This window comes from Paracoccus yeei ATCC BAA-599, from assembly GCF_000622145.1.
Classification (GTDB): Bacteria; Pseudomonadota; Alphaproteobacteria; order Rhodobacterales; family Rhodobacteraceae; genus Paracoccus; species Paracoccus yeei.
In genome coordinates this window covers 69,210-91,805 of the sequence record NZ_KK211403.1, presented here as the reverse complement: position 1 = coordinate 91,805, position 22,596 = coordinate 69,210, and the positions used below count along the sequence as shown (strand labels likewise).

Below are 22,596 nucleotides of genomic sequence, written 5' to 3'. Positions count from 1 at the left end.
GCAGAAGGGATCCGAACCGCAGGGGGAACGCCATGGCGCAAGACGCAATCCATCCGGCCCTGGCCGAGCGCATCGCCGAGCCCGACGAGACGGGGATTCCCCGCCTGCTTGCCATCATGGCCGCCTTGCGCGATCCCAAGACGGGCTGCCCCTGGGATATCGAACAGAGCTTTGCCTCGATCGCGCCCTACACGATCGAGGAGGCGCATGAGGTCGCCGATGCCATCGCCCGCGAGGCCTGGGACGAGTTGCCGGGCGAGTTGGGCGATCTGCTGCTGCAGGTGGTGTTTCACGCCCAGATGGCGGCCGAGGCGGGACTTTTCGAATTCTCCGACGTCGTCGCCAGCATTTCGGACAAGATGATCGACCGCCACCCGCATATCTTCGGCGACGAATCCCGCGACAAGTCGGCCGAACAGCAGGTCCGCGACTGGGAGGAGATCAAGGCCCGCGAACGCGCCGCCAAGGCCGAGAAGGGCGTGCTGGACGGCGTCGCCCTGGGACTTCCCGCCCTGACCCGCGCGGTCAAGCTGCAGAACCGGGCCGCGCGCGTGGGCTTCGACTGGCCGGGCCCGGCCGAGGTCCTGGACAAGATCCGCGAGGAGGCGGCCGAGCTGGCCGAAGCGCAGGAAGGCGCCGACCAGGGCCATGTCACCGAGGAATTCGGCGATCTGCTGTTCGTCATGGCGAACCTCGCCCGGCACCTGAAGATCGACCCCGAGGAGGCGCTGCGCCTGGCCAATGCCAAATTCACCCGCCGCTTCCGCCGGATCGAGGCTGCGCTGGCCGCCCAGGGGCGCCGCCCCGAGGACAGCGACCTGGCCGAGATGGACGCCCTGTGGAACCAGGCCAAGGCGGACGAGCGGGGCTGAAGGATTTGGACCTGCCCGCCGAGCTGGCGGCCCTGCCCCCGCTTGCCGGGGCAAGGGTCCTGCGGCTGATCCGCGACCTGCCCCAGCGCCGGGTCTGGGAAATCCGGCTGCAGGGCGAACGCGCCTTCCTCAAGCAGTTCCGCACCGCCGATCCCGCTGCGACGGCCCTGGGCGCCGCGCGGCGGCTGGACGAGGCGGCGGCGGCATTCGGGAACAGCCCTGACTGCGTCGCGCCGGCGCTGACGGTCCTGCCCGAGGCAGGCGCGGTGGTGCTGCGCGCCGCCCCCGGCGTGCCGCTGGTCCAGGCGCTGGATTCGGCGCCCGCTGCCGAACGCGCGCGGCTGGTGGCGCGGGCCGGGGCATGGCTGGCGCATCTGGCGGGCCCTGCGCGCGAGGAGGGGCGGTTCGGCCCGCGCTTCTGGCTGCGCGGGATCGAGGAGCGGCTGGCCGCCACGACCGGCGACTGGGCGGACCGCGCCCTGGTCTCGGGCGTCCTGCGGCGCATGGCGCAGGACGGCCGCGCCCTGGCCGGAACCCGGGTCGAGCGCGCACGCCTGCATGGCGACCTGACCGGCGACAACCTGTTCTACGACGCCGTCACCGACCGGATGACGGGCATCGACCTGCAGGACTGGGGGGCCATGGCCGTGGTCCGGGACGCAGCCCGGCTGCTGGTCTGGCTGGAAAGCCGGCGCGCTATCCCCCTGCCCCGGATCGATGGCATCGCCGCGCCCGACTACCAGGCTCTGACGGCGGTGCCGGGGCTGATCGCGCCCGACCAGCGCGCCCTCCTGCGCTTCATGATCGGAGAGATCATGCTGGCCTATTACCTCGATTCCGCGCGCCAGCCGGTCCGCCGGTCGGCGCTGGCCGGGGCGATGCGGGACTGGGCTCAGGCGACTTCGGCCAGCGCGGCGTCATAGACGGCAAGCGCCTCGGCCGGGGCTTCGGCCCGCGCCGCGCCTTCGGACAGGATCCGCCGCCAGCCGCGCGCGCCGGGGCGGCCGTGGAACAGGCCCAGCATGTGCCGTCCGATCTGGTGAAGCCGCCCGCCGCGGGCCAGATGCGCCTCGATCCGCGGCCGCATGGCCTGTGCGGCGTCAAGCGGCGTGGCGAAGGGCGGCTCCTGATCCCACAGCAGATCGGCCCGGCCCAGAATGTCCCAGGGCTGGTGGTAGGCTGCGCGCCCGACCATCACCCCGTCCATCGTGCCAAGCTGGTCGCGGACCTGGTCGAGCGAGCCGATGCCGCCGTTCACGGACAGGTGCAGGTCGGGAAACTCGGCCTTCATTCGGTGGACCAGCGGATAGTCCAGGGGCGGGATCTCGCGGTTTTCCTTGGGGGACAGGCCCTGGAGCCAGGCCTTGCGGGCGTGGATGGACAGGCGGCGCACGCCCGCGTCCCGCATCCGGGCGATGAAGGCGGGCAGGACCTGTTCCGGGACCTGGTCGTCGACACCGATGCGGCATTTCACCGTGACCTCGACCGGGCTGACGCGCATCATCGCCTGGACGCATTCGGCCACCAACTCCGGCCGGGTCATCAGCACCGCGCCGAAGCACCCCGACTGCACCCGGTCGCTGGGGCAGCCGACGTTCAGGTTGATCTCGTCATAGCCCCAATCCGCCGCGATCCGGGTCGCCTCGGCCAGCAGGGCCGGCTCGGACCCGCCCAGTTGCAGGGCGACGGGATGCTGGTCCGCGTCGAAATCCAGAAGCCGCGCCCGGTCGCCGTGGATCACGGCCTGCGCCGTCACCATCTCGGTGTAAAGCAGCACCCGGCGCGACAGCAGCCGGTGCAGGTCGCGACAGTTCCGATCGGTCCAGTCCATCATCGGGGCGACGGACAGTCTGTAGGATTGTTCGTTGTTCATCGTCTGTATTTCAATGCATCGGGCGTGCAGGCGTGCCGGTTCACGGGCCCTTTTACGGTTCGTTGCGCCGGGTTTCGACCTCGGAATGCACATTGCGCCGAAGCTTTCTTTCCCAGATGGCGCGCACGGGGCGCGAAACAAGGCCGAATGCCTGTTCAGCTGTTCCCGACAACCCGAGCCGAGAGGAACACGCTCTGCCCGCCCGAGCTGCGCCGCTGCGGATCGCGGTGGCGCAGAGGACGGGGCCGCGCTAAGCCGTGGCCGCAGGAGGGACGGATTTGCGGCTTTGGGTTCTGTTCACCATGCTGGTCGCGCTGGCGATGCCCGCGGGGGCGGCGCCCCGGCGGGTGGTGTCGATCAACCTCTGCACCGACCAACTGGCGCTGGCCGTGGCTGCGCCGGAACAGCTCGTGTCGGTTTCGGAACTCGCGCGCGACCCGGCGCTCTCAGCCATGGCAAGCCGGGCGGCGGCGATCCCGTCCAACCGGGGCCGGGCCGAGGAGGTGCTGGCCCTACGGCCCGACCTGGTGCTGGCCAGCAGCCTGGGCGACGCCGCGACCGTGCGGCTGCTGCAGCGGCTGGGCGTCTCCGTCGCCCTGTTCGACCCGGCCGAGGACCTGGAGGGCATCCGCGACGCGCTCTACCGCATGGGCACGCTGCTGGGCCGCGCCCCCGAGGCACAGGCGCGCGTCCGCGCCTTCGACCGGGACATCGCGCCTTTCCTGCATCCGCGCGGGCCCAGGCCCCTGGCGGCCATCTATCAGGCGAACGGCTATACCACGGGCCCGGACAGCCTGGCGGGCCGCATCCTGGACGCCGCGGGCTTTCGCAACCTGGCCGGAGAGCTGGGCATGCGCGGCGGCGGCACCCTTGCGCTTGAACAGCTTGTGGCGGGCCGGCCCGACCTCTTGGTGCTGGGCCCGCGTTATCCCGGTGCCTCGCGGTCCGAGGAGGTGCTGGCCCATCCTGCGCTGCGCGACCTGGGCGCACGGCGGCTGGAGATTCCCGACCGGGCCTGGCTGTGCGGTACCCCCGCCGTAGCAGAGGCGCTGCGCGCCCTTGCCTCTGCCCGCCAGCGGATGATCGCGCCGTGATGCGGATCGCCTGCGAACGGCCTTGGCTTGGCGTCGACCTGGGCGCGCCGCACCGGGTGCTGAGCTGGGCCGTCCACCGTCCCGGTCTGGTTTCGGCGCAGCGCATCCTGTGGCGCGAGGTGCGCGACGCGGACCTGACGACGGACCTGGACGTGGCGCCCTGGCTTGCCGCCGAACTGGCGTGGCGGGACGAGTCGGGGTCGGTCGCGATGCTGACCTCGCGCGATGTCAGGCGGCATCATCACGCCGTGGCGCGGATCGGCGGCATCGAGGTCGAGGCGCTGGCGACCGTCGGCCTGTCGAACGCCGAACGCGTGGGGCGGCGGCGCGAGCCGGACCCGGCGGGCTGGGGGACGATCAACATGGCGGTCAGGATCGGTGCCGCGCTGGACCTGCCCGCGCTGGTCGAGGCCATGACCATCGCGGCCCAGGCCCGCACGGCGGCGATGATCGCGCTGGGACCCGTGCTTTCCACCGGGCAGGCCACCGGGACCGGCACCGACTGCATCGCCCTGGCCGTGCGCCTGGATGGGACGCCCCTGCCCCATGCCGGACTGCATACGGCCCTGGGCGAGGCGCTTGGCCGGGCCTGCCACGACGCGGTGGCCGCGGGCGTCCGGGCCTGGATGCAGGCGCCGCCGCCGCTGGCGGGCCGGCGATGACCCCGGCCCGGCACATGGGCCTCTGCCGCGATCTTGCGTGGCGCGGGGGGGTTCCTTACATGTGGGTGAAACCCAGAAAGGACCCCTTCATGGCGATGGAAGCCCAGGACATCGAAGCGCTGATCCGCGCAGCTTTTCCCAAGGCCCAGATCACGATCACGGACCTCGCCGGCGACGGCAACCACTATGCCGCCGAGGTCATCGACGAAAGCTTTCGCGGCATGAACCGGGTTCAGCAGCAGCGCGCCGTCTATGCCGCGCTTCAGGGCAAGATGGACGGCCCCAGCGGCGAGCTGCACGCATTGGCCCTGACCACCAAGGCCCCCGAATAACCGGCCCGCAGACAGGCCCGCCGGGCCGGGCCGGATCGACCTGCCCGCCTGCCGGCGAAGGAAACGAAAGGAAAACCAGATGACGGATGTTCGTCAAAAGATCCAGGCCACCATCGAAGGCGCCGACGTGGTGCTGTTCATGAAGGGCAGCAAGGAAATGCCGCAATGCGGGTTTTCCAGCCGCGTGGCCGGTGTTCTGAACTACATGAACGTGGACTATCGCGACGTGGACGTGCTGAAGGATGCCGACATCCGCCAGGGAATCAAGGATTTCTCGGAATGGCCGACGATCCCGCAGCTTTACGTCAAGGGCGAGTTCGTGGGCGGCTGCGACATCGTGACCGAGATGACCCTGTCGGGCGAGCTGGACCAGCTGTTCGACAAGGCCGGCGTGGCCTATGACAAGGACGCCGCGAACAAGATCCGCGAAGCGAACGCCTGAAAGGGCGGTCCCGGGAAAAAGGAACGGCCGGTCCCGCGACCGGCCGTTTTCGTTTCGCTCCCGCGGGTGTTACTGGACCAGCGCCTTCTGGTGCTGGGCGTGGCGGACCGCCAGCTTGCGGCCCTGGCGCCCCGAGGCCAGCAGGCGCGCGCCCTGGGGGGGGTGATCCTCGGGCATGTCGCGCAGTTCGGGGAAGATCGCAAAGATCTCCTCGCAGGCGGCGGGGCCCACGGCCTTCAGCGCCTCGGGGCCGGTGTAAAGCGACTCGGTTTCCGCGCCTTCCGACAGGACGATCTCGTGCCGGTCGAACAGGAAGTGGAAGTACTCGACCGACTCGAGGTCGGTCGCAATGTCGATGCCGTCGATCTGCAGCAGCTGCTTGGCGGCGACCAGAACCTCGGCCGCCCCGAACATCTTTTGCGCGATCCTGGAGCGCACCAGCACACGGTGCTGCGGCGACACGATCAGCTCGCGCCTGGGCAGGCCGTTCCCCAGCGCCCCGGCCGCAATGCGGATCGGGCGCAGGTTTGGGTTCTGGTCCAGCATCGCGGCATCGACAACGCGCGATCCGGTCCAGCGCAGTTCCTGAAGCCCGTTATCGCGGGTCATGACGCGGGTGCCGGGAACCAGGCGTTCGACAGGCATCTCGCCCGCCTCGGTCAGGATCATGGTGCCGCCGGCAAAGCAGGGAACGCAGCCGCCGCCATGTCCACCGCCATGATGGCCGCCATGCCCGTGCCCATGGCCGTGGCCGCCGTGGTGGTCGTGCCCGTGCCCATGTCCATGCCCGCCATGGTGGTGGTCCTGCCCGTGGCCATGTCCGTGCCCGCCATGGTGGTGGTCGTGCCCGTGGCCATGGTGGTGCCCGTGGCCATGGTCATGCCCATGGCCGCCGTGGTCGTTGCTGCCGTTGTGCTTGTTCTGGGAAGTCATTCAAGTACTCGCTATCAGACACGCCCAATGCATGGCGTGATCGGTTCACCGCATCGACAATCAAGACAGACATTCCCGTTCGCCCAAGGGCGTTATCCGGTCAGAATGGACCGGAGGAAGTTGGCGGACTGCATCGAGACGGCACCGGCGCGGAATGCACCGGCGCCGTCATGTCTAATTTGCTTTAATTGCCTGACAAGAAGAATTGCTGAACTTGTCAGTACGGAATCTTTTTAAATGAAAGCGTTAACCAATATTACCTGCATCATTGCATTGGATTTCATGGATAATCATTCCGCGTTATTTTGTACGTCATGTCTGGAAAATTGACAGGCGACAGGCCGGCGAAGCCAAAGGGTCAGAGCGCCGGGATCCCTGCGCAGGAACCATGGCAGAACAAATGGATAAGACCGGGCAGATGCCCGGCCTTGTCGCGAATCTCGTGGATGGAACGCCCGCTTATTCGCGGTTGCCCATGAACTGCAGCAGGAACATGAACAGGTTCAGGAAGTCCAGATACAGCTGCAGCGCGCCCATGATCGCGGCCTTGCCCAGAAAATCTCGATCCGAGTTCGCCAGGCGCAGATAGGTATTCTTGATGTTCTGCGTGTCGAACGCGGTCAGCCCCGCAAAGATCAGCACGCCGATCACCGAGATGGCGAACTGCATGGCGCTGGACTTCAGGAAGATGTTCACGATCGAGGCGACGATCAGCCCGATCAGGCCCATCATCAGGAAGGTGCCCATGCCCGACAGGTCGCGCTTGGTTGTGTAGCCGTAAAGCGACAGGCCGGCAAAGGCGATGGCCGTCACCAGGAAGGTCTGCACGATCGACACCGAGGTATAGGCGGCAAAGATCCAGCTGATCGACACGCCCATGACGGCGGCGAAGGCATAGAACAGCGTGGTCGCGCCCTGCACCGAAAGCCGGTTCAGCGCGGCGCCGAAGGCAAAGACCATCAGCAGCGGCGCGAACATCACCAGCCACTTGAAGGGCGACAGGTACAGGGTCTTGCCGAACTCGGTCAGGTACTGGCCGTTACCCAGCGCATAGGGCGTCTGCACGTCCGACAACGCCAGTCCGGCCATGCCCCAGGCGGCGCCGGCGGTAACAAGCATGCCCACGGCCATCAGGCCATAGACCTTGTTCATATAGGCGCGAAGCCCTTCGTCCACGGCGGCCGAGCGCGTCGCGGTCCCGGCCGTGCGGATCGTGTTGTAGTCTTGCATCGGTTCTCCCCGGTCGAAAATCGCGGTGCGGCCATGCCGGCCCACCATCACGCAGGATATTGGCAGAGTTCGCAGGATTTTCAATGCGCCACCGCCCCGCCGCCCGGCCGGTGACGCAAAAGTCAGATCGTCACGACGATCTTGCCCGAGGTGCTGCGGCTTTCCAGCAGCGCATAGGCCTCGGGCAGGCGCTCCAGCGGCAGGGTGGCGCCGACGTGGGGGTGCAGCCGGCCCGCCTGGTAAAGCGCCATCAACGCGGTCAGGCTGTCCCGCATGGCACCGGGATCGAGCGTACGATAGGCGCCCCAGTACAGCCCGTGGATGGCGATGTTCTTGACCAGCGCATGGTTCAGCGGCAGCCGGGGCGGCTTGCCCCCGGCAAAGCCGATCAGCAGGAAGCGCCCGCCCGGGCGCAGCGCGCCGAACGCCGCCTCACCCAGCGCGTCGCCGACGGGGTCATAGACCACATCGACCCCGCCCAGTGCCCGCAGCGCCGCGCGCAGGTCGGGGCAGGTCTCGCTGTCGATGGTCTCGGCCGCGCCGGCCGCGCGGGCCGTTTCAAGCCGTGCCGCCCCCCGGGCCACGGCGATCACCCGCGCCCCCAGCGCGGCGCCGATCTCGACCGCCGTCAGCCCGACCCCGCCGGCGGCGCCCAGCACGGCCAGCGCATCGCCCGCACGCAGGCCTGCGCGATGGGACAGCGCCAGGTGGCTGGTGCCGTAAGCGATCAGGAAACCCGCCGCCTCGGCCCAGCCCATCGTGTCGGGGATCGGCACGCAATGCGCGGCGGGAAAGACATTCGCCTCGGCCATGGTGCCCTGGCTGTAGACGGCGACGCGCGTGCCGGGCGCGAGCCCCGCCTCGGGCCCGGCCTCGATCACCTCGCCCGCGCCTTCGAGGCCGGGGATGAAGGGGCGCGGCGGGGTGTCCTGATAGCGCCCGTCCAGCATCAGCAGGTCGGCAAAGTTCAGCGCCGCCGCGCGCAGTCTGACCACCACCTCGTCCGGTCCCGGCGCACGGGCGGGCCACTCGCCCATCGCGGGCGAAGTTGCCTTTTCGGACAACCCCATCACTTTCCAGTATCCAGCCATATTTCCCCCTGCCATATTCCCCGAAGCTGCCACCGGGTTTGCGCAAGTAACCGCAAAGCCGGGCAGAGCGTCAAAGGGATTGTCTTTTTGGTCAGATGATCCAGTTCGCGCTCGAAAATTGCGGCACGATGCTATAGTGCACGTTCAGATTGAGTGAGTGAGGTGTTACCATGAAGCATAACGTCGATGTCCACGTGGGCAAGCGGATCCGCCATCGTCGCTGGATGATCGGAATGACCCAGCAGCAGCTGGCCGAAAAGGTCGGCATCAAGTTCCAGCAGATCCAGAAGTACGAAACCGGCATGAACCGGGTTTCGGCATCGCGCCTGTGGGACATCGCGCAGGCGGTCGAGGTTCCGGTCAGCTTCTTCTTCGAGGGGCTCGAGGACGGGCAGGTTCAGGCCACGGTCGAAGGCGACATCCTGGGCGACAAGGAGGCGCTGCAGCTGGTCCGCGCCTATTACGCCATGCCCGAGGCGCAGCGCCGCCAGATCTTTGAACTGGCGCGGGTGCTGTCGGACGCCGCCTGACCCGACCGGGGCGCCTGGGCTTTCGCTTGGGGGAAAGGCGCGCTATCTGTGATCCCTGTCACAGCCGCGGGGTGTCCATGCACGAAGTCCAAAGGCCGGCCGGCGCGAGTGCCGGCATTTCCCCGGACACGGCCGCTGGGATCGTCGCGACGGCGCACCGGCTGGCCGACGCGGCGCGGGTCGAAACGCTGCGGCTGTTCCGCAGCCCGGACCTGCATCCCGACAACAAGGCCCAGAAGGGCTTTGACCCCGTCACCGAGGCGGATCGTGCCAGCGAACGCGCCATGCGCGCGATCCTGGCCGAGGCCCGCCCCGACGACGCCATCCTGGGCGAGGAATTCGGCGCACAGCCCGGCACAAGCGGCCTGACCTGGGTGCTGGACCCGATCGACGGGACCCGCGCCTTCATGGCCGGGGCGCCCAGCTGGGGCGTCCTGATCGGCGTGACCGCGGCCGACGGCCCGATCTATGGCATCGTGGACCAGCCCCACCTTGGCGAGCGGTTCGAGGGCGGGTTCGGCCGCGCCAGCCTGTCGGATCGCGCGGGCACCCGCGCGCTGGCCGCCCGCCAGGGGGTCGACTTGGCCCAGGCCACGCTGATGACCACCTACCCCGAGGTGGGCAGCCCTGCCGAACATGCCGCCTTTCGTCGCGTCGCCGACCGGGTGCGGCTGACCCGCTATGGCCTTGACTGCTATGCCTACGCCCTGCTTGCCGCGGGCCATGTCGATCTGGTGATCGAGGCGGGCCTGCAGGCCTATGACGTGGCCGCCCCGATCGCCGTCGTCCAGGCGGCGGGCGGGATCGTGACCGACTGGCAGGGCCGCCCTGCCCATGGCGGCGGCCGGATCCTGGCCGCCGGGTCGCCCGCGCTTCACGCCCAGGCGCTGGCGCTTCTCGGCCCGGCGGACGATTGAGGCGCGGCTCCATCCCCCCTATGGTGCCGCCAACACGAACCGCCCGCCCAAAGTGAGCCCGCCATGACCGAGCATCGCGATGCCGAAGCCGACGCAACGGAAGACGACTTCCAGCTGAGCCGGCACGACCTGAACGCCATCGAGCGAGCCATCGACGAGGGCGACGGCCCGCTTCTGGATGCGCTTCTGGACCCGGTGCACGCGGCCGACATCGCCGACCTGATCGAACAGCTGACCCCGCAGCGCCGGCGCGAGTTCCTGCAGCTTTACTCGGGCGAGATCGACGGCGACATCCTGACCGAGATCGACGAGTCGATCCGCGAGGAGGTGATCGAGCAGCTGCCCCGCGCCGTGCTGGCCGAAGCCGTGCGCGAGATGGACAGCGACGATGTCGTCGACCTGATCGAGGACATGGAGGCGCCCGAGCAGCAGGCCATCCTGGCGGCGCTGGACGACAGCGACCGGGCGGCCGTCGAACAGTCGCTGACCTATCCCGAATACTCGGCCGGCCGCCTGATGCAGTCCGAGGTCGTGACGGCACCCGAACACTGGACGGTGGGCGAGACCATCGACTTTCTGCGGCAGGAGGACTGGCTGCCCGATCAGTTCTATCACGTCGTCCTGGTCGATCCGCGCCGCCATCCGACGGGCTATGTGACGCTGGGCAAGCTCTTGGCCTCGCGCCGCCACATCCCCCTGCGCGACATCACCGAGGACAGCTTCCGCACCATCTCGGCCCGGCAGGACGAAGGCGACGTGGCCTATGCCTTCAACAAGTATCACCTGATCTCGGCGCCGGTGGTCGATGACCACGACCGGCTGGTGGGCATCATCACCATCGACGACGCCATGTCGGTCCTGGACGAGGAGCATGAGGAGGACTTCCTGCGCATGGCCCGCGTCTCGGACGAAAGCCATGTCTCGGACGGGCCGCTTCAGACGGCGCGGCAGCGCCTGCCCTGGCTGGTCATCAACCTGTTCACCGCCTCGCTGTCCGCGCTGGTCATCTCGCGGTTCGAGGCGACGGTGGCGCAGTTGGTGATCCTGGCCGCGCTGATGCCCATCGTCGCCTCGACGGGCGGCATTGCGGGCACCCAGTCGCTGGCGGTCGCGGTCCGGGCGCTGGCCACGCGGGAACTGACCAGCGGCAATGCGCGGCGCGTCATCCTGCGCGAACTGGCGGCGGGGCTGCTGAACGGGCTGGGACTGGCGGTGATCCTGTTCCTGGCCGGCACCTTCATCCTGGGCGCGCCGATGATCGGGGTCGTGCTGGGCATGGCGATGATCGCCAACCAGATCGTCGCCGCCACGGGGGGCGTGCTGGTGCCGCTGGGACTTAGCCGGCTGGGGCTGGATCCGGCACTGGCCTCGGGCACCTTCGTCACCACGATGACCGACATGATGGGATTCTTTGCTTTCCTGGGGCTGGCGACATGGATGCTGATCTGAAATCCGAATTGCGCCTGCGGGCGCTGGCCGCGCGCGCCCAGGGGGGCGACGACGCGGCCCTGACGAGGAACCTGCGCGAGGTCCTGGAACCCCATGCGGGCAAGGTTCTGGCCGGCTACTGGCCCATGCGGGGCGAGGCCGATCCGCGTCCCGCGATGGACGCGCATGCGGGGCCGGTCTGCCTGCCCGTGGTGACGGGCCCGGCCCGGCCGCTGGTCTTTCGCCGCCATGACGGCCGGCTCGAGGGCGGGACCTTCGGCACCAGCCATCCGCCCGAGGACGCGCCGGTTCTGGTTCCCCAGGTGCTGATCGTGCCCTTGGCCGGCTTTGACCTGGTCGGCAACCGGCTGGGCTATGGCGGCGGCTTCTATGACCGCACGCTCGAGGTGCTGCGCCGGGACGGGGAGGTGCTGGCCGTGGGATTCGCCTATGACACGCAAGAGGTGCCCCCGATTCCCGCCGAACCGACCGACCAGCCGCTGGATCTGGTCGTCACGGACCGCCGGATTCTGGTTCCGGCGAAAAAACCTTTGGCGCGGGGTTAGGCGAACAAAACCGCAACCCGACCTGTGGGCAAGGCGGTGGATAAGCTGTGACCAACCGCCGGATCGCTTGGGTTTTGCCCAAGGGCCGCACAGGTGGATGAAATTAACCCGGGGTGACGACGAATCTACGGCCTGTCGCGCCGGGGCGACTGTCAACCTCAAGCTGACATTCATGTAAAAATTTTCACGTTGAATCGACTCGCGACGCGCGTCAGTTTGTGCGTCATGATCGCCCAGCCACCAGATCTTGTGCCACGCACGGTCCGGGCAGCGGCGGCAGACAGACAGACATCAACAGCCTTGCCCGCGCGCTGCGGTCCTGGACGACGCATGGCGTCGCCGGGTCTGCGCCGTGCATCCGGGCGGGCGGCAGGCAGATCGGGGTGCAGGATGAAAATCGAGCGGCGCTTTACCACCGAACGCGGCGGAGCCTATGGCGGGATCGCCTTTACCACGACCGCCAGCGAGATCCGCAACCCGGACGGCCAGATCGTCTTTCGCAACGAGGCCGTCGAGGTTCCCGAAGGGTGGAGCCAGGTCGCCTCGGACGTGATCGCCCAGAAGTACTTCCGCAAGGCGGGGGTGCCGGCGCGGCTGAAGCGGGTCAAGGAAAAGGGCGTCCCGGAATTCCTGTGGCGCTCGGTCGCGGACGAGGTGGCCCTGGCCGAATTGCCCGAAGCTGAGCGCCTTGTGGGCGAGACCTCGGCCCGCCAGGTGTTCGACCGTCTGGCAGGCGCCTGGGCCTATTGGGGCTGGAAGGGCGAATATTTCTCGGACGAGGAAAGCGCCCGCGCCTATTACGACGAGATGCGCCACATGCTGGCGCGCCAGATGGGGGCGCCGAACAGTCCGCAATGGTTCAACACCGGGCTGCATTGGGCCTATGGCATCGACGGCCCGTCCCAAGGGCATTTCTATGTCGATTACCGGACCGGCAAGCTGGTGCGGTCGGACAGCGCCTATGAACATCCCCAGCCCCATGCCTGCTTCATCCAGTCGGTCAGCGACGACCTGGTGAACGACGGCGGCATCATGGACCTGTGGGTGCGCGAGGCGCGGCTCTTCAAATACGGCTCGGGAACGGGCACCAATTTTTCGTCCCTTCGAGGGGAGGGCGAGAAACTGTCGGGCGGCGGGAAATCTTCGGGGCTCATGGGCTTCCTGAAGATCGGAGACCGGGCAGCCGGCGCGATCAAATCGGGCGGTACGACCCGACGCGCGGCAAAGATGGTGATCTGCGACATGGATCACCCCGACATCGAGCAGTTCATCAACTGGAAGGTCATCGAGGAACAGAAGGTCGCGTCGCTGGTGGCCGGCTCCAAGATGCACGAACGGAAGCTGAACGAGATCTTCGCAGCGATTCGGGAATGGGACGGCAGCACCCAGGATGCCACCGATCCCGCCCTGAACCCCGCCCTGAAGGCGGCGATCCGCGGCGCCAAGCGCAGCATGATCCCCGAAACCTATATCAACCGGGTTCTGCAATATGCCCGGCAGGGCTTTGATTCGATTGAATTCCCAACCTATGACACGGATTGGGATTCGGATGCCTATGCCTCGGTTTCCGGGCAGAACTCGAACAATTCGGTGCGGGTGACGGACGCCTTCCTACGCGCCGTCCGCGACGACCTGCCGTGGGAACTGGTCCGCCGCACCGACGGCAGCACCGCCAGGACCGTGCGCGCCCGCGAGCTGTGGGACCAGATCGGCCATGCCGCCTGGGCCTGCGCCGATCCCGGCATCCAGTTCCACGACACGGTGAACGCCTGGCACACCTGCCCCGAGGACGGGCCGATCCGTGCCAGCAACCCGTGCAGCGAATACATGTTCCTGGACGATACCGCCTGCAATCTGGCGTCGATGAACCTGCTGACCTTCTGGGACGGCACCGGCTTTGACGCGGACGCCTATGTCCACGCCACGCGGCTGTGGACCCTGACGCTGGAAATCAGCGTGCTGATGGCGCAGTTCCCTTCGGCCGAGATCGCGCAGCGCAGCCACGACTTCCGCACGCTGGGCCTGGGCTATGCCAACATCGGCGGGCTGCTGATGACGATGGGCCTGGGCTATGATTCCGCCGAAGGCAGGGCGCTGTGCGGCGCGCTGACCGCGATCATGACGGGGGTGGCCTATTCGACCTCGGCCGAAATGGCGGCCGAGCGCGGGCCCTTCCCCGGCTATGCACGGAATGCGGCGGCCATGCTGCGCGTGATCCGCAACCACCGCGCCGCCGCCCATGGCACCGGCGCCTATGACGGGGTGAACGTCCGTCCCGTCGAACTGGACGTCGAGAACTGCCCCGACCCGCGCCTGGTCGCCATGGCCCAGAACGCCTGGGACGAGGCCCTGACCCTGGGCGAGGAGCACGGCTATCGCAACGCCCAGGCGACCGTGATCGCCCCGACCGGCACCATCGGTCTGGTCATGGATTGCGACACCACCGGGATCGAGCCCGATTTCGCGCTGGTCAAGTTCAAGAAGCTGGCGGGCGGCGGCTATTTCAAGATCATCAACCGCTCGGTTCCCGCCGCGCTGCGGACGCTGGGCTATACCCCCGCCCAGATCGACGAGATCGCCGCCTATGCCGTGGGCCACGCCAGCCTGGGGAACGCGCCCCATATCAACCACGCCAGCCTGGTCGGCCACGGCTTCGGCCCGGCCGAGCTGGACCGGATCGAGGCGGCGCTGGAATCGGCCTTCGACATCCGCTTCATCTTCAACCAGTGGACCCTGGGCGAGGATTTCTGCCGCCAGACCCTGGGCATCCCGGCCGAGAAGCTTCTGGACCCCAGCTTCGACATGCTGCGCCACCTGGGCTTTACCAAGGCCCAGATCGAGGCGGCCAACGACCACGTCTGCGGCACCATGACCCTGGAAGGCGCCCCCCATCTGAAGCCCGAGCATCTGGCCATCTTCGACTGCGCCAACGCCTGCGGCAAGAAGGGCACCCGCTATCTGTCGGTGGAAAGCCACATCCGCATGATGGCGGCGGCGCAGTCCTTCATCTCGGGCGCGATCTCGAAGACGATCAACATGCCCAACAGCGCCACGATTGCCGATGCGCTGGCGGCCTATGAACTGTCCTGGTCGCTGGGGATCAAGGCCAACGCGCTTTACCGCGACGGCTCGAAACTGTCCCAGCCGCTGGCGGCCGCGCTGGTCGAGGGCGATGACGAGGCCGAGGAGGTGCTGGCAAGCGGCACCCCGCAGGAACGCGCCACCGTCATCGCCGAAAAGGTGGTCGAGCGGATCATCGTCAAGGAGGCGGTGCGCAGCCACCGCGAAAAGCTGCCCCAGCGCCGCAAGGGCTATACCCAAAAGGCGATGGTCGGCGGGCACAAGGTCTATCTGCGGACCGGCGAATACGACGACGGCAGCCTGGGCGAGATCTTCATCGACATGCACAAGGAAGGCGCGGGCTTTCGCGCGATGATGAACAATTTCGCCATCGCCGTGTCGGTCGGCCTGCAATACGGCGTGCCGCTGGAGGAGTTCGTGGATGCCTTCACCTTTACCCGGTTCGAGCCGGCGGGGATGGTGCAGGGCAACGACAGCATCAAGAACGCGACCTCGATCCTGGACTATGTCTTCCGCGAACTGGCCGTCAGCTATCTGGACCGCACCGATCTGGCGCATGTCCAGCCGCAAGGCGCGCGGTTCGACGACCTGGGCGGAGGCGAGCGCGAAACCCAGGCCCCTGTCCCGCCGGCCGTCGAAGGCGCCACGCGCTCGCTTGAGATGCTCAAGCAGATCAGCTCGACAGGCTATCTGCGCAAGCGCCTGCCGCAGGATCTGATGGTGCTGCAGGCCGGGGTTTCGACCCTGGCCGTGACGCAGGGGGGTGCCGCCGTGGACCTGCGCACCAAGGCCCGCCTGCAGGGATACGAAGGCGACCCTTGCGCCGAATGCGGGAACTATACGCTGGTGCGCAACGGCACCTGCATGAAGTGCAACACCTGCGGCGGCACCAGCGGCTGCAGCTGACCGTGTCGCGTATGTCGCGTAACCCATAAATTGGCCATTCTGGAGGGCGAGTTGTCCATTCTCGCCCTCTGAGGTTTGTCCTTTCCGATTTCTCCGGAAGGTCAGCCGCCTCTGAAATTCCACGAAATCAGGACGAAACACCTTTCGCTCTTCTTCCATCCCGCGCGGGCTTACCAATTACGGCCCTTTTGACGCGGTGGTGGCGAAAGAGGTTTTACCCGACCAAACGATAATCAAACTATTGATTTTTATTAATAAATTCGAACCCGACCGGTGTGACTTAGATTCGGACAATCCACATCTTGATCGAATCGGGTGATTCGACTACATATGGTATCCCAGCAAACATTTATGGTCGACGCGATGCCTCACAAGAAACGCGCCCGATTATCATGCCGCCTCGTTTCGGGGCGGAAGGGCGTGTTGCACGCCCGACCTGCTCCTGACACGGGCCGCGCCGTAGGCGCGCTCCGGGAGATCTAATCCCCGAGACAGACGGCTGATCATCCCGTTCCGGCTTCGGAGCGGTCTTATTGCGCGTGTCTCGGGGGTATTTCGCATGACTCAGTCTCATTTTACGGGCGGCACGATCGTGCCGCCCGCGCCGTCTCTGGCGTCCCGTGGAGGGGTCGTCGGCAAGCACCATTTCACCGGGGAGCTTGTCGCCGATTTCAGCGGCGCCCGCGTCGTCTATTTCGAGAGTCATCTTGAGATGCAGGTGCTTGAGGTGCTTCGCGCCCGCTCCGACGTTGCCGACGTTGCCGAACAGCCGCCGCGCGTGGCGTGGAGGGACGGGTCCGGAGTGGTGCGGCACCACACGTTCGACTTCCTGGTCACGCTCCGCTCTGGCGAGAGGGTCGCTGTCGCGGTGAAGCCGGCGGCCCGCGTCATCAGCAGCGGCGTGCGTGTGGCGCTGGCCGAGATCGCTGCGCAGATCGATCCCGCTTTCGCGGCCCGTATCGTCCTGGTGACGGATCGCGACACCGACCCGGTCGAGGTGCGCAACGCGACCCTCCTCAACCGGCTCGGCCCCGTATGTCCCGACGCGTTGGCCGCCGTGACCAGTGTCGTTCGAACGATGGGGGGCGCGTCGCCCATCGGCGCCATCGCCAAGGCTTCCGGCGCTGGCTGTGCCGGGGCGCGGGCGGTCCTGAGCCTGGTTCGGGACGGCGCGCTCGCGCCGCACGGACGTTCGCCGATCACGCCGGACACCCTGGTCGCCCCGACGGGGGTGGCCGCATGAGCACTCTTCCGCGCGCCGTCCCCGCGTGGCGGCTCTCCAGGCATGATTGCGTGATTATCGGCGGCGTCCCGCACGAGGTCGGACACGCGACCGAGGGCGGCTACGTCCTCGTCCGCCCCGGACGGGACGGCCTGTCAGTCCAGATCTCGCATCATGACCTGGCCCGCCGGTTATCCGAAGACGTCGAGATCCGGCGTGACCATTACGCGCCGCACGGCGCGGCCAATACCGACGCGGCCTGCCTGTCACGGCTCGGCGGCCGGCAGATGGACGTGATCAGGCGGCGCAACGCCTACGTCCAGGCCTTCCTCGACATGGAGGCGGCCGGCAAGCTGTCCCGGACGGACGCGTCGCTCTACGCCGCGATGGGCCGGATGACCCGGGCCGCGAACGAGATCGTGCGCGGCGAGGCCGGATACACCGGGGACCGCAAGTGCCATGTCCCCCCCTCGCCCAGGACCCTGCGGCTCGTGAACGCTCGAACCACGCGGCGGGCGACGCCGAACTGCCCGTCCCGTCCCACAAGGCCACCGGCCAGGCGATCGCGCGCCTGGACCCGTTCGAGATCGACGTGAAGCGCCTGGGCCAGGCGGCGGCGCTGCGCAAGCATCGCGCCGTCTCCGCCGGCCTCGCGCCGACCCGGCTCCTGGAGCGGGTCGAGATCGACGAGTGGCTGGTCGATCTGCTGACCCTGATTTCCGATATGGGCCTCGGGGACCTTCTGGACGAGTCCGGCATTGGAGACCGCGCCAAAACCGAAAGGCTTTGGCTCTCGGTGGCGATCGACGCGACCTCGCGCTGCATCGTCGCGATGAAGCTCGACAAGTCCCCCACCGCCGCGACGGCGTTGCGCACCCTGGAGCTGGTCACGCTCGACAAGGGCCCCTGGGCGAACGCGGTCGGCGCCCTCTCCCCCTGGGACATGCATGGCACGCCGGAGCTGGTCGTCACCGATTGCGGCGCGGCCTACAAGTCCGCCGAGTTCCGGGCCGCCTGCCATGACCTGCGGATCGCGGTGGAACGGGCGCCGGCGGGCACGCCCTGGATGCGGCCCTATATCGAGCGGGTGTTTCGCAGCATCGGCACGGACCTGCTGGCCCGGCTGACGGGCCGCACCTTCGGCAACGTGCTCGAACGCGGCGACGCGGACATTGAGGCCCCCGCCGCCCTGACGGCGGATGATCTCGGCCGCGCCCTGATCCGCTGGGTGGTGGACGTCTATCACAACCGGCCTCACGCGGGGCTCGCCGGACGGACCCCGCTTCAGGTATGGCGAGCGCTCAGCGCCGACGACCAGTTCGGGGTGATCCCGCCGCCGGACGCTCGCCTGCGGCGGCTCGTTTTCGGCGTTCGCCTCTCGCGCGTGCCCCAAAGCGGCGGGGTCAGCGTGATGGGGGTCCGGTATCAGAGCCGCGAACTTGCGGCCTGGCGCGTCCGGAACCCGGGGCGAACGTTGGAGGTCAGGTGGTCGCCCGAGGATCTGGGCCGGATCGAGGCGGATTTCGGAGCGGGCTGGGACGGGGTCCCGGCCGCTGATCCCCGATTCAGAGGGGTGACCGCGGCCGCCTGGGAGCTCGTGGTTCGGCGCGTTCGCGCATCGGGGCTCCGGAGCGCGGCGGCGGCCGGCGTTGCGGTCAATGAGGCGCTGGAGGAGATCGACCGGATCAACGACGACGCCTGCCGCGCCGCCGGGATCACGTCCCGAAACTGGACGACGGAAGCGTTGGGGCGCGCGGAGGCGCGCCTCTTCACGGGGTTCCCGGCCCTCTCCGCCGAGGCCGCGGATGCCCGAGCGGGCGATATCCTCGCCGGCGGGTTCGTGGCCGACGGCGAGCCGCGTGCCGGGCGGCAGGGCGGTCCCGGTCGGGCGGGCGGCTGGCGTTTGCGGGAGGCTGACGATGAGTGACTTTTCCCGCTCCCGCATGGACCGCCTCAGATCCCTTTACGTCGAGAGGGATCGTGACTCGGACTTCAGGCGGCACATGGGGGCGCTTCTGACGTCCGGCGAAGATCCGGCTCAGCCGCTTCGCCCCCGGCTCTTCGGCGCCACGCGCGAGACGCGCGGCCTCGTGGTCACCGGCGCGCCCGGCCAAGGCAAGACCTCGCTGGTGGCACGCGGGCTTCGCGACCTGCTAGGCCCGGCGGCCGGGCCGGCCGCCATGCCGACCCTCGCCATCGACGTGCCGAGCCCCGCGACGCTCAAAAGCCTCGGCGCGGAGATCATCCGCGTGACCGGCCTGGACATGTCCGGCGCGCGCGACCCGCAACACAAGATCTGGGAACGGGTGAGGCATCGGATGGCCCTCTTCGGGGTGGTGGTCCTTTGGATAGACGAGGCGCATGACGTGTTCCGGACCGGCCTCCCGAGGGAGCGCCACGGCATCCTGAACACGATCAAGACCCTGATGAAAGGGGATCATGCCGTCGTCCCCGTGCCTTCGGGGCTGCCCATGCTGGAGGACGCTGTGCGTTCCGACGAGCAGGTGTCGCGCAGGATGGCCAAGCTCTCGCTCCGGCCGGTGACCTGGGAGTGCGACGGGCGTGACCTTATGGAGCTTGCGACGGGCTACTGCGACAGGGCGGGGCTCGCGTCCGACATGAGCGAGGCCGATCTGCTGGCGCTGGCCCGGGCGGCCGATTACGGGTTCGGCCGCATGATCGAGGGCGTTCTCGACGCGATCGAACTCGCCGGCCAGGAAAGAGCGACCTCGGTCGACCGTCAGCATCTCGCCGAGTCCTGGGGGTTCCGGGAGGGGGTCCCGTTCGACGCCAACCCGTTTCTGGGGATGGGTAAAGAATGACCGTTCCTGAAAGGCTCTTCCCGACGCTGCCCAGACGGGCGGGCGAGTCCCCCTCCTCATGGCTCTCCCGGCTGGCGAGCTTTCACGTCGGGGCGTCGGCGCACGATTTTTGCAGACTGGTCGGCCTTTCCCGCGCCGGCGTCTGCCGCGGCGAAAAGACGGCGCTCGCCGCGCTCGCCGAGGTGGGCGGCGAGCCGGTCGAGTCCCTTGGCCATGACGCGCTGATCCGCACGACCCGATCAAGATACCTGTTCCGCGGGCACGCCCTCTGCTCCCGCGCCGTTATCGTGGGGCCTGTCCGCTTCTGCCCGGCCTGCGTGGAGGAGGACGCGTCGGACCATCCGTATCACTTGGGCGCCCCCTGGGCGCACCGGACGATATGGCAGATCAGGACATGTCGCGTCTGCTCGCGTCACCGTTTGGCGCTTACCGACATCGACGCGTCAGACGCCCGGTCGGCGATGGCCGACTTTCCCGCACTGATCGGCCGGGACCCGGGCATGATCTCACGGGCCCTGAGACTGGCAACGGAGGAAAGCCCCCTCCAGACCTATGTCGAGGATCGGCTGAATGGTGCCCGGGGCCAGCCCTTCCTGGACGCCCACGAGCTCAGGGACGCGATCAATGTGACGGAAATGATCGGCGTGGTCGCGACGCGCGGCGTCAACGTCAATCACGAGGACGCGGCTTCCGCGACGTCTGAAGAGGCACGTGCCGGGTTCACGATCATGAACGGAGGGCCTGACGGGCTACACGCTTTTTTGGACCGGATCGCCAGCGACGCAACGGGTCGCGGGATGAAGCGGTTCGCGCCACGCGCCACCTTCGGCGCCCTGCACGACTTCTTCGCCAAGGCTGGACCGGGCAGATCGGCAGATCCGTCGCGAAGCGTCTTCCGGGACGCCATGTTCAGGGCGTTCCCGTATGATGAGGGCACTAATGTGGGTGGGGAGCCGGCACCCGCGCCGGACGGAGTGACGCTTCGTCGCGCGGGCCGAACATCAGCCGCTCATCCGAAGCGCTTCAGGCGCGCGCTGGAGGCCGAGGGGATGATCTCGCCTGACGACGCTCGGACGCCGAACTTCATTCTCCTGGATTCGGCGGGCGCGGAAATACTGGCCAAGGATCTGAGCAGCGCGCTGCGGTTCAACGATCTTCCCGAATATCTCGGCTGCTCTCGCAGTGTCGCGAAATCCCTCCTTGACGCGGGCGTCATCGCCCCGATCGGAAACGGTCGTGCCGGCCTGCGCCGAACCGGTTATCGGAGATCCGAGATGGACATGTTTCTGCGGGACGTTGCGACACGGGCTGAGGCGCAAGCCGCTGAGGTCTCCGGATGGACAAATCTCTCGGCGGTGTCACGGCAAACCGGCGTGTCCAGCGGTCGCGTCATCGAGGCAGTCCTGAACGGCGGGCTTGCCGACATTCGGGCGATTACCGCGAAAGGCCGTCGCCTCGACGCTCTGCGGTTTCGCAGCGAGGCCGTGCGGGAGGCCCTGACATCGCCCGAGCATCCTGACGAGATCTGCGTCAGTTCCGCCGCCGCGTTCCTGCGAACCTCCCCCGAGGTGGTGATCAGGCTCGCCTCGCCTGATCTGGCTCCTGCCGGGCTTAGAGAGGCCCGACGTGTCCGCTGGAACGGCGGAGAGCGTCCGGTTTTTCGACGGCAGGACCTGGAGATATTCGCCGGAAGATACGTCTTTATGACCGACGAGGCGCGCATCCTGAGGCTTTTCCCGTCCGAGGCCGTCCGGAGGCTCGATGCGGCCCACATCTCGCCCGCGTTTCCCGCGAAGCGCGTTCGCGCAAGGATTTACCGGCGCGAACCACGCTTCTTCGAGGCGATACGTAACGCTTGACCCGAAGGCGTCGAAAAGGCTAAACTGCGCTTGAAAGAGCGCGGTTTTTTCTTGCGCAAGTCCGGAAAGTGGACAGATTTCAGGGACATAATGGTCATGTATCGAGCTTTCTGCTCGGTAAACTATTGTTTTTCTCAATCTAAATGGTCATTTTTTGGGTGAGGTAACAGCTGACCGTGTCGCGTAACCCATAAATTGGCCATTCTAGAGGGCGAGTTGTCCATTCTCGCCGGCTAGCTGTTTGATCCCACGGTTTGATGGTGCGGTCCTTTCTTGGGAATGGAAGGAGGCATTCTGGGCCAAGTTCGTCACGGGAGCGCCAAGACCACGCACGCCATCCGAGCAGCAATAATGAGGGACTGCCCGCCATCGGTTCCAGGGCTGGCCCGAATGATCGCAAGCTTCGACCGCGTCACTGAGCCGGGAGCTGGGCATCAACCCCAAGACCGTGTCAAAATGGCGCAAGCGGGCCACAGTGGAGGATCTGAAGACCGGGCCGAAGGAGCCGCGCTCCACGAGCCTGAGTGCAGAGGAAGAAGCAACAGTCGTGGCGTTCAGGCGCCACACGCTGCTGCCGCTGGACGACTGCCTCTATGCCCTGCAACCATCCATTCCCCATCTGACGCGTTCGGCATTGCATCGCTGCCTGCAGCGGCATGGGCTATCGCGCCTGCCGGATGTGGATGGCGATAGGCCGGAACGTCAGAAGTTCAAGCGTTACCCCATCGGCTATTTC

The 22,596-nt window shown here is 67.5% G+C and carries 21 protein-coding genes and 1 pseudogene; 17 read left to right on the top strand and 5 right to left on the bottom strand.

Annotation, left to right across the window (positions count from 1 at the left end; translation table 11 throughout):
• Positions 1 to 32: 32 nt before the first annotated feature.
• A complete protein-coding gene (gene mazG / locus BU28_RS0119940) occupies positions 33 to 872 on the top strand; it encodes a nucleoside triphosphate pyrophosphohydrolase (protein ID WP_051578346.1) in 840 nt (279 codons plus the stop codon).
• A 5-nt stretch (positions 873 to 877) separates the two neighbouring features.
• Positions 878 to 1,795, top strand: coding sequence for a phosphotransferase (locus BU28_RS0119935; protein ID WP_233144981.1), 918 nt, complete (start codon positions 878 to 880; stop codon positions 1,793 to 1,795).
• Here the strand turns inward: BU28_RS0119935 and dusA are convergent.
• On the bottom strand, positions 1,765 to 2,745 hold the full coding sequence (dusA, locus tag BU28_RS0119930; protein ID WP_028720980.1) for a tRNA dihydrouridine(20/20a) synthase DusA: 981 nt from the start codon (positions 2,743 to 2,745) through the stop codon (positions 1,765 to 1,767). The two genes, BU28_RS0119935 and dusA, sit on opposite strands and share 31 nt — an antisense overlap.
• A gap of 278 nt (positions 2,746 to 3,023) precedes the next feature.
• Here dusA and BU28_RS0119925 point away from each other — a divergent pair, with 278 nt between their 5' ends.
• The 4 genes from BU28_RS0119925 (at position 3,024) to grxD (ending at position 5,275) form a co-directional block, all read left to right on the top strand.
• Positions 3,024 to 3,839: an ABC transporter substrate-binding protein gene (locus BU28_RS0119925; RefSeq protein ID WP_028720979.1), complete on the top strand. Its 816-nt coding sequence runs from the start codon at positions 3,024 to 3,026 to the stop codon at positions 3,837 to 3,839.
• Positions 3,836 to 4,501, top strand: a complete 666-nt coding sequence (locus tag BU28_RS0119920) for an adenosylcobinamide amidohydrolase (protein WP_028720978.1) — start codon at positions 3,836 to 3,838, stop codon at positions 4,499 to 4,501. Before BU28_RS0119925 ends, BU28_RS0119920 begins: the two co-directional genes overlap by 4 nt.
• A gap of 89 nt (positions 4,502 to 4,590) precedes the next feature.
• Positions 4,591 to 4,833, top strand: coding sequence for a BolA/IbaG family iron-sulfur metabolism protein (locus tag BU28_RS0119915; RefSeq protein WP_028720977.1), 243 nt, complete (start codon positions 4,591 to 4,593; stop codon positions 4,831 to 4,833).
• A 79-nt stretch (positions 4,834 to 4,912) separates the two neighbouring features.
• On the top strand, positions 4,913 to 5,275 hold the full coding sequence (gene grxD, locus BU28_RS0119910; RefSeq protein ID WP_028720976.1) for a Grx4 family monothiol glutaredoxin: 363 nt from the start codon (positions 4,913 to 4,915) through the stop codon (positions 5,273 to 5,275).
• 69 nt (positions 5,276 to 5,344) lie between these two features.
• Here the strand turns inward: grxD and BU28_RS23970 are convergent, their stop codons facing one another.
• From BU28_RS23970 to BU28_RS0119895, 4 genes are all read right to left on the bottom strand, one after another.
• On the bottom strand, positions 5,345 to 5,944 hold the full coding sequence (locus tag BU28_RS23970; protein WP_051578345.1) for a Hint domain-containing protein: 600 nt from the start codon (positions 5,942 to 5,944) through the stop codon (positions 5,345 to 5,347).
• Entirely contained in the window at positions 5,941 to 6,156 is a 216-nt protein-coding gene (locus BU28_RS26555; RefSeq protein ID WP_143809713.1) for a hypothetical protein, read from the bottom strand. Before BU28_RS26555 ends, BU28_RS23970 begins: the two co-directional genes overlap by 4 nt.
• A 511-nt stretch (positions 6,157 to 6,667) precedes the next feature.
• Positions 6,668 to 7,438, bottom strand: a complete 771-nt coding sequence (locus BU28_RS0119900) for a Bax inhibitor-1/YccA family protein (protein ID WP_028720975.1) — start codon at positions 7,436 to 7,438, stop codon at positions 6,668 to 6,670.
• Between the two features lie 122 nt (positions 7,439 to 7,560).
• The gene (locus BU28_RS0119895; protein WP_233144980.1) at positions 7,561 to 8,475 is read right to left on the bottom strand and encodes an NADPH:quinone oxidoreductase family protein; all 915 of its coding nucleotides are present in this window, start codon (positions 8,473 to 8,475) and stop codon (positions 7,561 to 7,563) included.
• Positions 8,476 to 8,699: 224 nt separating this feature from the next.
• Here BU28_RS0119895 and BU28_RS0119890 point away from each other — a divergent pair, with 224 nt between their 5' ends.
• The 11 genes and pseudogenes from BU28_RS0119890 to BU28_RS25165 form a co-directional block, all read left to right on the top strand.
• A complete protein-coding gene (locus BU28_RS0119890) occupies positions 8,700 to 9,059 on the top strand; it encodes a helix-turn-helix domain-containing protein (protein WP_028720973.1) in 360 nt (119 codons plus the stop codon).
• 77 nt (positions 9,060 to 9,136) lie between these two features.
• The gene (hisN, locus tag BU28_RS0119885) at positions 9,137 to 9,976 is read left to right on the top strand and encodes a histidinol-phosphatase (protein WP_080622921.1); all 840 of its coding nucleotides are present in this window, start codon (positions 9,137 to 9,139) and stop codon (positions 9,974 to 9,976) included.
• Positions 9,977 to 10,039: 63 nt separating this feature from the next.
• Entirely contained in the window at positions 10,040 to 11,425 is a 1,386-nt protein-coding gene (gene mgtE, locus BU28_RS0119880; RefSeq protein ID WP_028720971.1) for a magnesium transporter, read from the top strand.
• Positions 11,410 to 11,970 (top strand): 5-formyltetrahydrofolate cyclo-ligase, encoded by a 561-nt coding sequence (locus tag BU28_RS0119875; protein ID WP_036763800.1) that lies wholly within the window; start codon positions 11,410 to 11,412, stop codon positions 11,968 to 11,970. The genes mgtE and BU28_RS0119875 overlap by 16 nt, the downstream gene beginning before the upstream one ends.
• Before the next feature lie 390 nt (positions 11,971 to 12,360).
• Positions 12,361 to 15,957: a vitamin B12-dependent ribonucleotide reductase gene (locus BU28_RS0119870; protein WP_028720969.1), complete on the top strand. Its 3,597-nt coding sequence runs from the start codon at positions 12,361 to 12,363 to the stop codon at positions 15,955 to 15,957.
• Between the two features lie 559 nt (positions 15,958 to 16,516).
• A complete protein-coding gene (locus tag BU28_RS0119865; protein WP_081791490.1) occupies positions 16,517 to 17,200 on the top strand; it encodes a TnsA endonuclease N-terminal domain-containing protein in 684 nt (227 codons plus the stop codon).
• Positions 17,197 to 17,775: a hypothetical protein gene (locus BU28_RS24375; protein ID WP_028720967.1), complete on the top strand. Its 579-nt coding sequence runs from the start codon at positions 17,197 to 17,199 to the stop codon at positions 17,773 to 17,775. Before BU28_RS0119865 ends, BU28_RS24375 begins: the two co-directional genes overlap by 4 nt.
• Positions 17,772 to 19,106 (top strand): DDE-type integrase/transposase/recombinase, encoded by a 1,335-nt coding sequence (locus BU28_RS0119855; RefSeq protein ID WP_028720966.1) that lies wholly within the window; start codon positions 17,772 to 17,774, stop codon positions 19,104 to 19,106. Before BU28_RS24375 ends, BU28_RS0119855 begins: the two co-directional genes overlap by 4 nt.
• A complete protein-coding gene (locus BU28_RS24370; protein WP_158212781.1) occupies positions 19,099 to 20,001 on the top strand; it encodes a TniB family NTP-binding protein in 903 nt (300 codons plus the stop codon). Before BU28_RS0119855 ends, BU28_RS24370 begins: the two co-directional genes overlap by 8 nt.
• Complete coding sequence (locus BU28_RS0119845) at positions 19,998 to 21,860, top strand: TniQ family protein (protein ID WP_028720965.1); 1,863 nt, start codon at positions 19,998 to 20,000, stop codon at positions 21,858 to 21,860. Before BU28_RS24370 ends, BU28_RS0119845 begins: the two co-directional genes overlap by 4 nt.
• A gap of 294 nt (positions 21,861 to 22,154) precedes the next feature.
• Positions 22,155 to 22,596, top strand: a pseudogene (locus BU28_RS25165) (transposase family protein); the annotation flags it as partial.

What these genes read in the sequence shown, in the direction of transcription:
- BU28_RS26555 (WP_143809713.1), bottom strand. Translation starts at nt 6,156, where the DNA reads ATGACCATGGCCACGGGCACCACCATGGCCACGGGCACGACCACCACC.
- BU28_RS0119845 (WP_028720965.1), top strand. Translation starts at nt 19,998, where the DNA reads ATGACCGTTCCTGAAAGGCTCTTCCCGACGCTGCCCAGACGGGCGGGC.
- hisN (WP_080622921.1), top strand. Translation starts at nt 9,137, where the DNA reads ATGCACGAAGTCCAAAGGCCGGCCGGCGCGAGTGCCGGCATTTCCCCG.
- BU28_RS0119915 (WP_028720977.1), top strand. Translation starts at nt 4,591, where the DNA reads ATGGCGATGGAAGCCCAGGACATCGAAGCGCTGATCCGCGCAGCTTTT.
- BU28_RS0119875 (WP_036763800.1), top strand. Translation starts at nt 11,410, where the DNA reads ATGGATGCTGATCTGAAATCCGAATTGCGCCTGCGGGCGCTGGCCGCG.
- mazG (WP_051578346.1), top strand. Translation starts at nt 33, where the DNA reads ATGGCGCAAGACGCAATCCATCCGGCCCTGGCCGAGCGCATCGCCGAG.
- BU28_RS0119895 (WP_233144980.1), bottom strand. Translation starts at nt 8,475, where the DNA reads ATGGGCGAGTGGCCCGCCCGTGCGCCGGGACCGGACGAGGTGGTGGTC.
- BU28_RS23970 (WP_051578345.1), bottom strand. Translation starts at nt 5,944, where the DNA reads ATGATCCTGACCGAGGCGGGCGAGATGCCTGTCGAACGCCTGGTTCCC.
- mgtE (WP_028720971.1), top strand. Translation starts at nt 10,040, where the DNA reads ATGACCGAGCATCGCGATGCCGAAGCCGACGCAACGGAAGACGACTTC.
- BU28_RS24370 (WP_158212781.1), top strand. Translation starts at nt 19,099, where the DNA reads ATGAGTGACTTTTCCCGCTCCCGCATGGACCGCCTCAGATCCCTTTAC.
- dusA (WP_028720980.1), bottom strand. Translation starts at nt 2,745, where the DNA reads ATGAACAACGAACAATCCTACAGACTGTCCGTCGCCCCGATGATGGAC.
- BU28_RS0119865 (WP_081791490.1), top strand. Translation starts at nt 16,517, where the DNA reads ATGACTCAGTCTCATTTTACGGGCGGCACGATCGTGCCGCCCGCGCCG.
- BU28_RS0119890 (WP_028720973.1), top strand. Translation starts at nt 8,700, where the DNA reads ATGAAGCATAACGTCGATGTCCACGTGGGCAAGCGGATCCGCCATCGT.
- BU28_RS0119870 (WP_028720969.1), top strand. Translation starts at nt 12,361, where the DNA reads ATGAAAATCGAGCGGCGCTTTACCACCGAACGCGGCGGAGCCTATGGC.
- grxD (WP_028720976.1), top strand. Translation starts at nt 4,913, where the DNA reads ATGACGGATGTTCGTCAAAAGATCCAGGCCACCATCGAAGGCGCCGAC.
- BU28_RS24375 (WP_028720967.1), top strand. Translation starts at nt 17,197, where the DNA reads ATGAGCACTCTTCCGCGCGCCGTCCCCGCGTGGCGGCTCTCCAGGCAT.
- BU28_RS0119900 (WP_028720975.1), bottom strand. Translation starts at nt 7,438, where the DNA reads ATGCAAGACTACAACACGATCCGCACGGCCGGGACCGCGACGCGCTCG.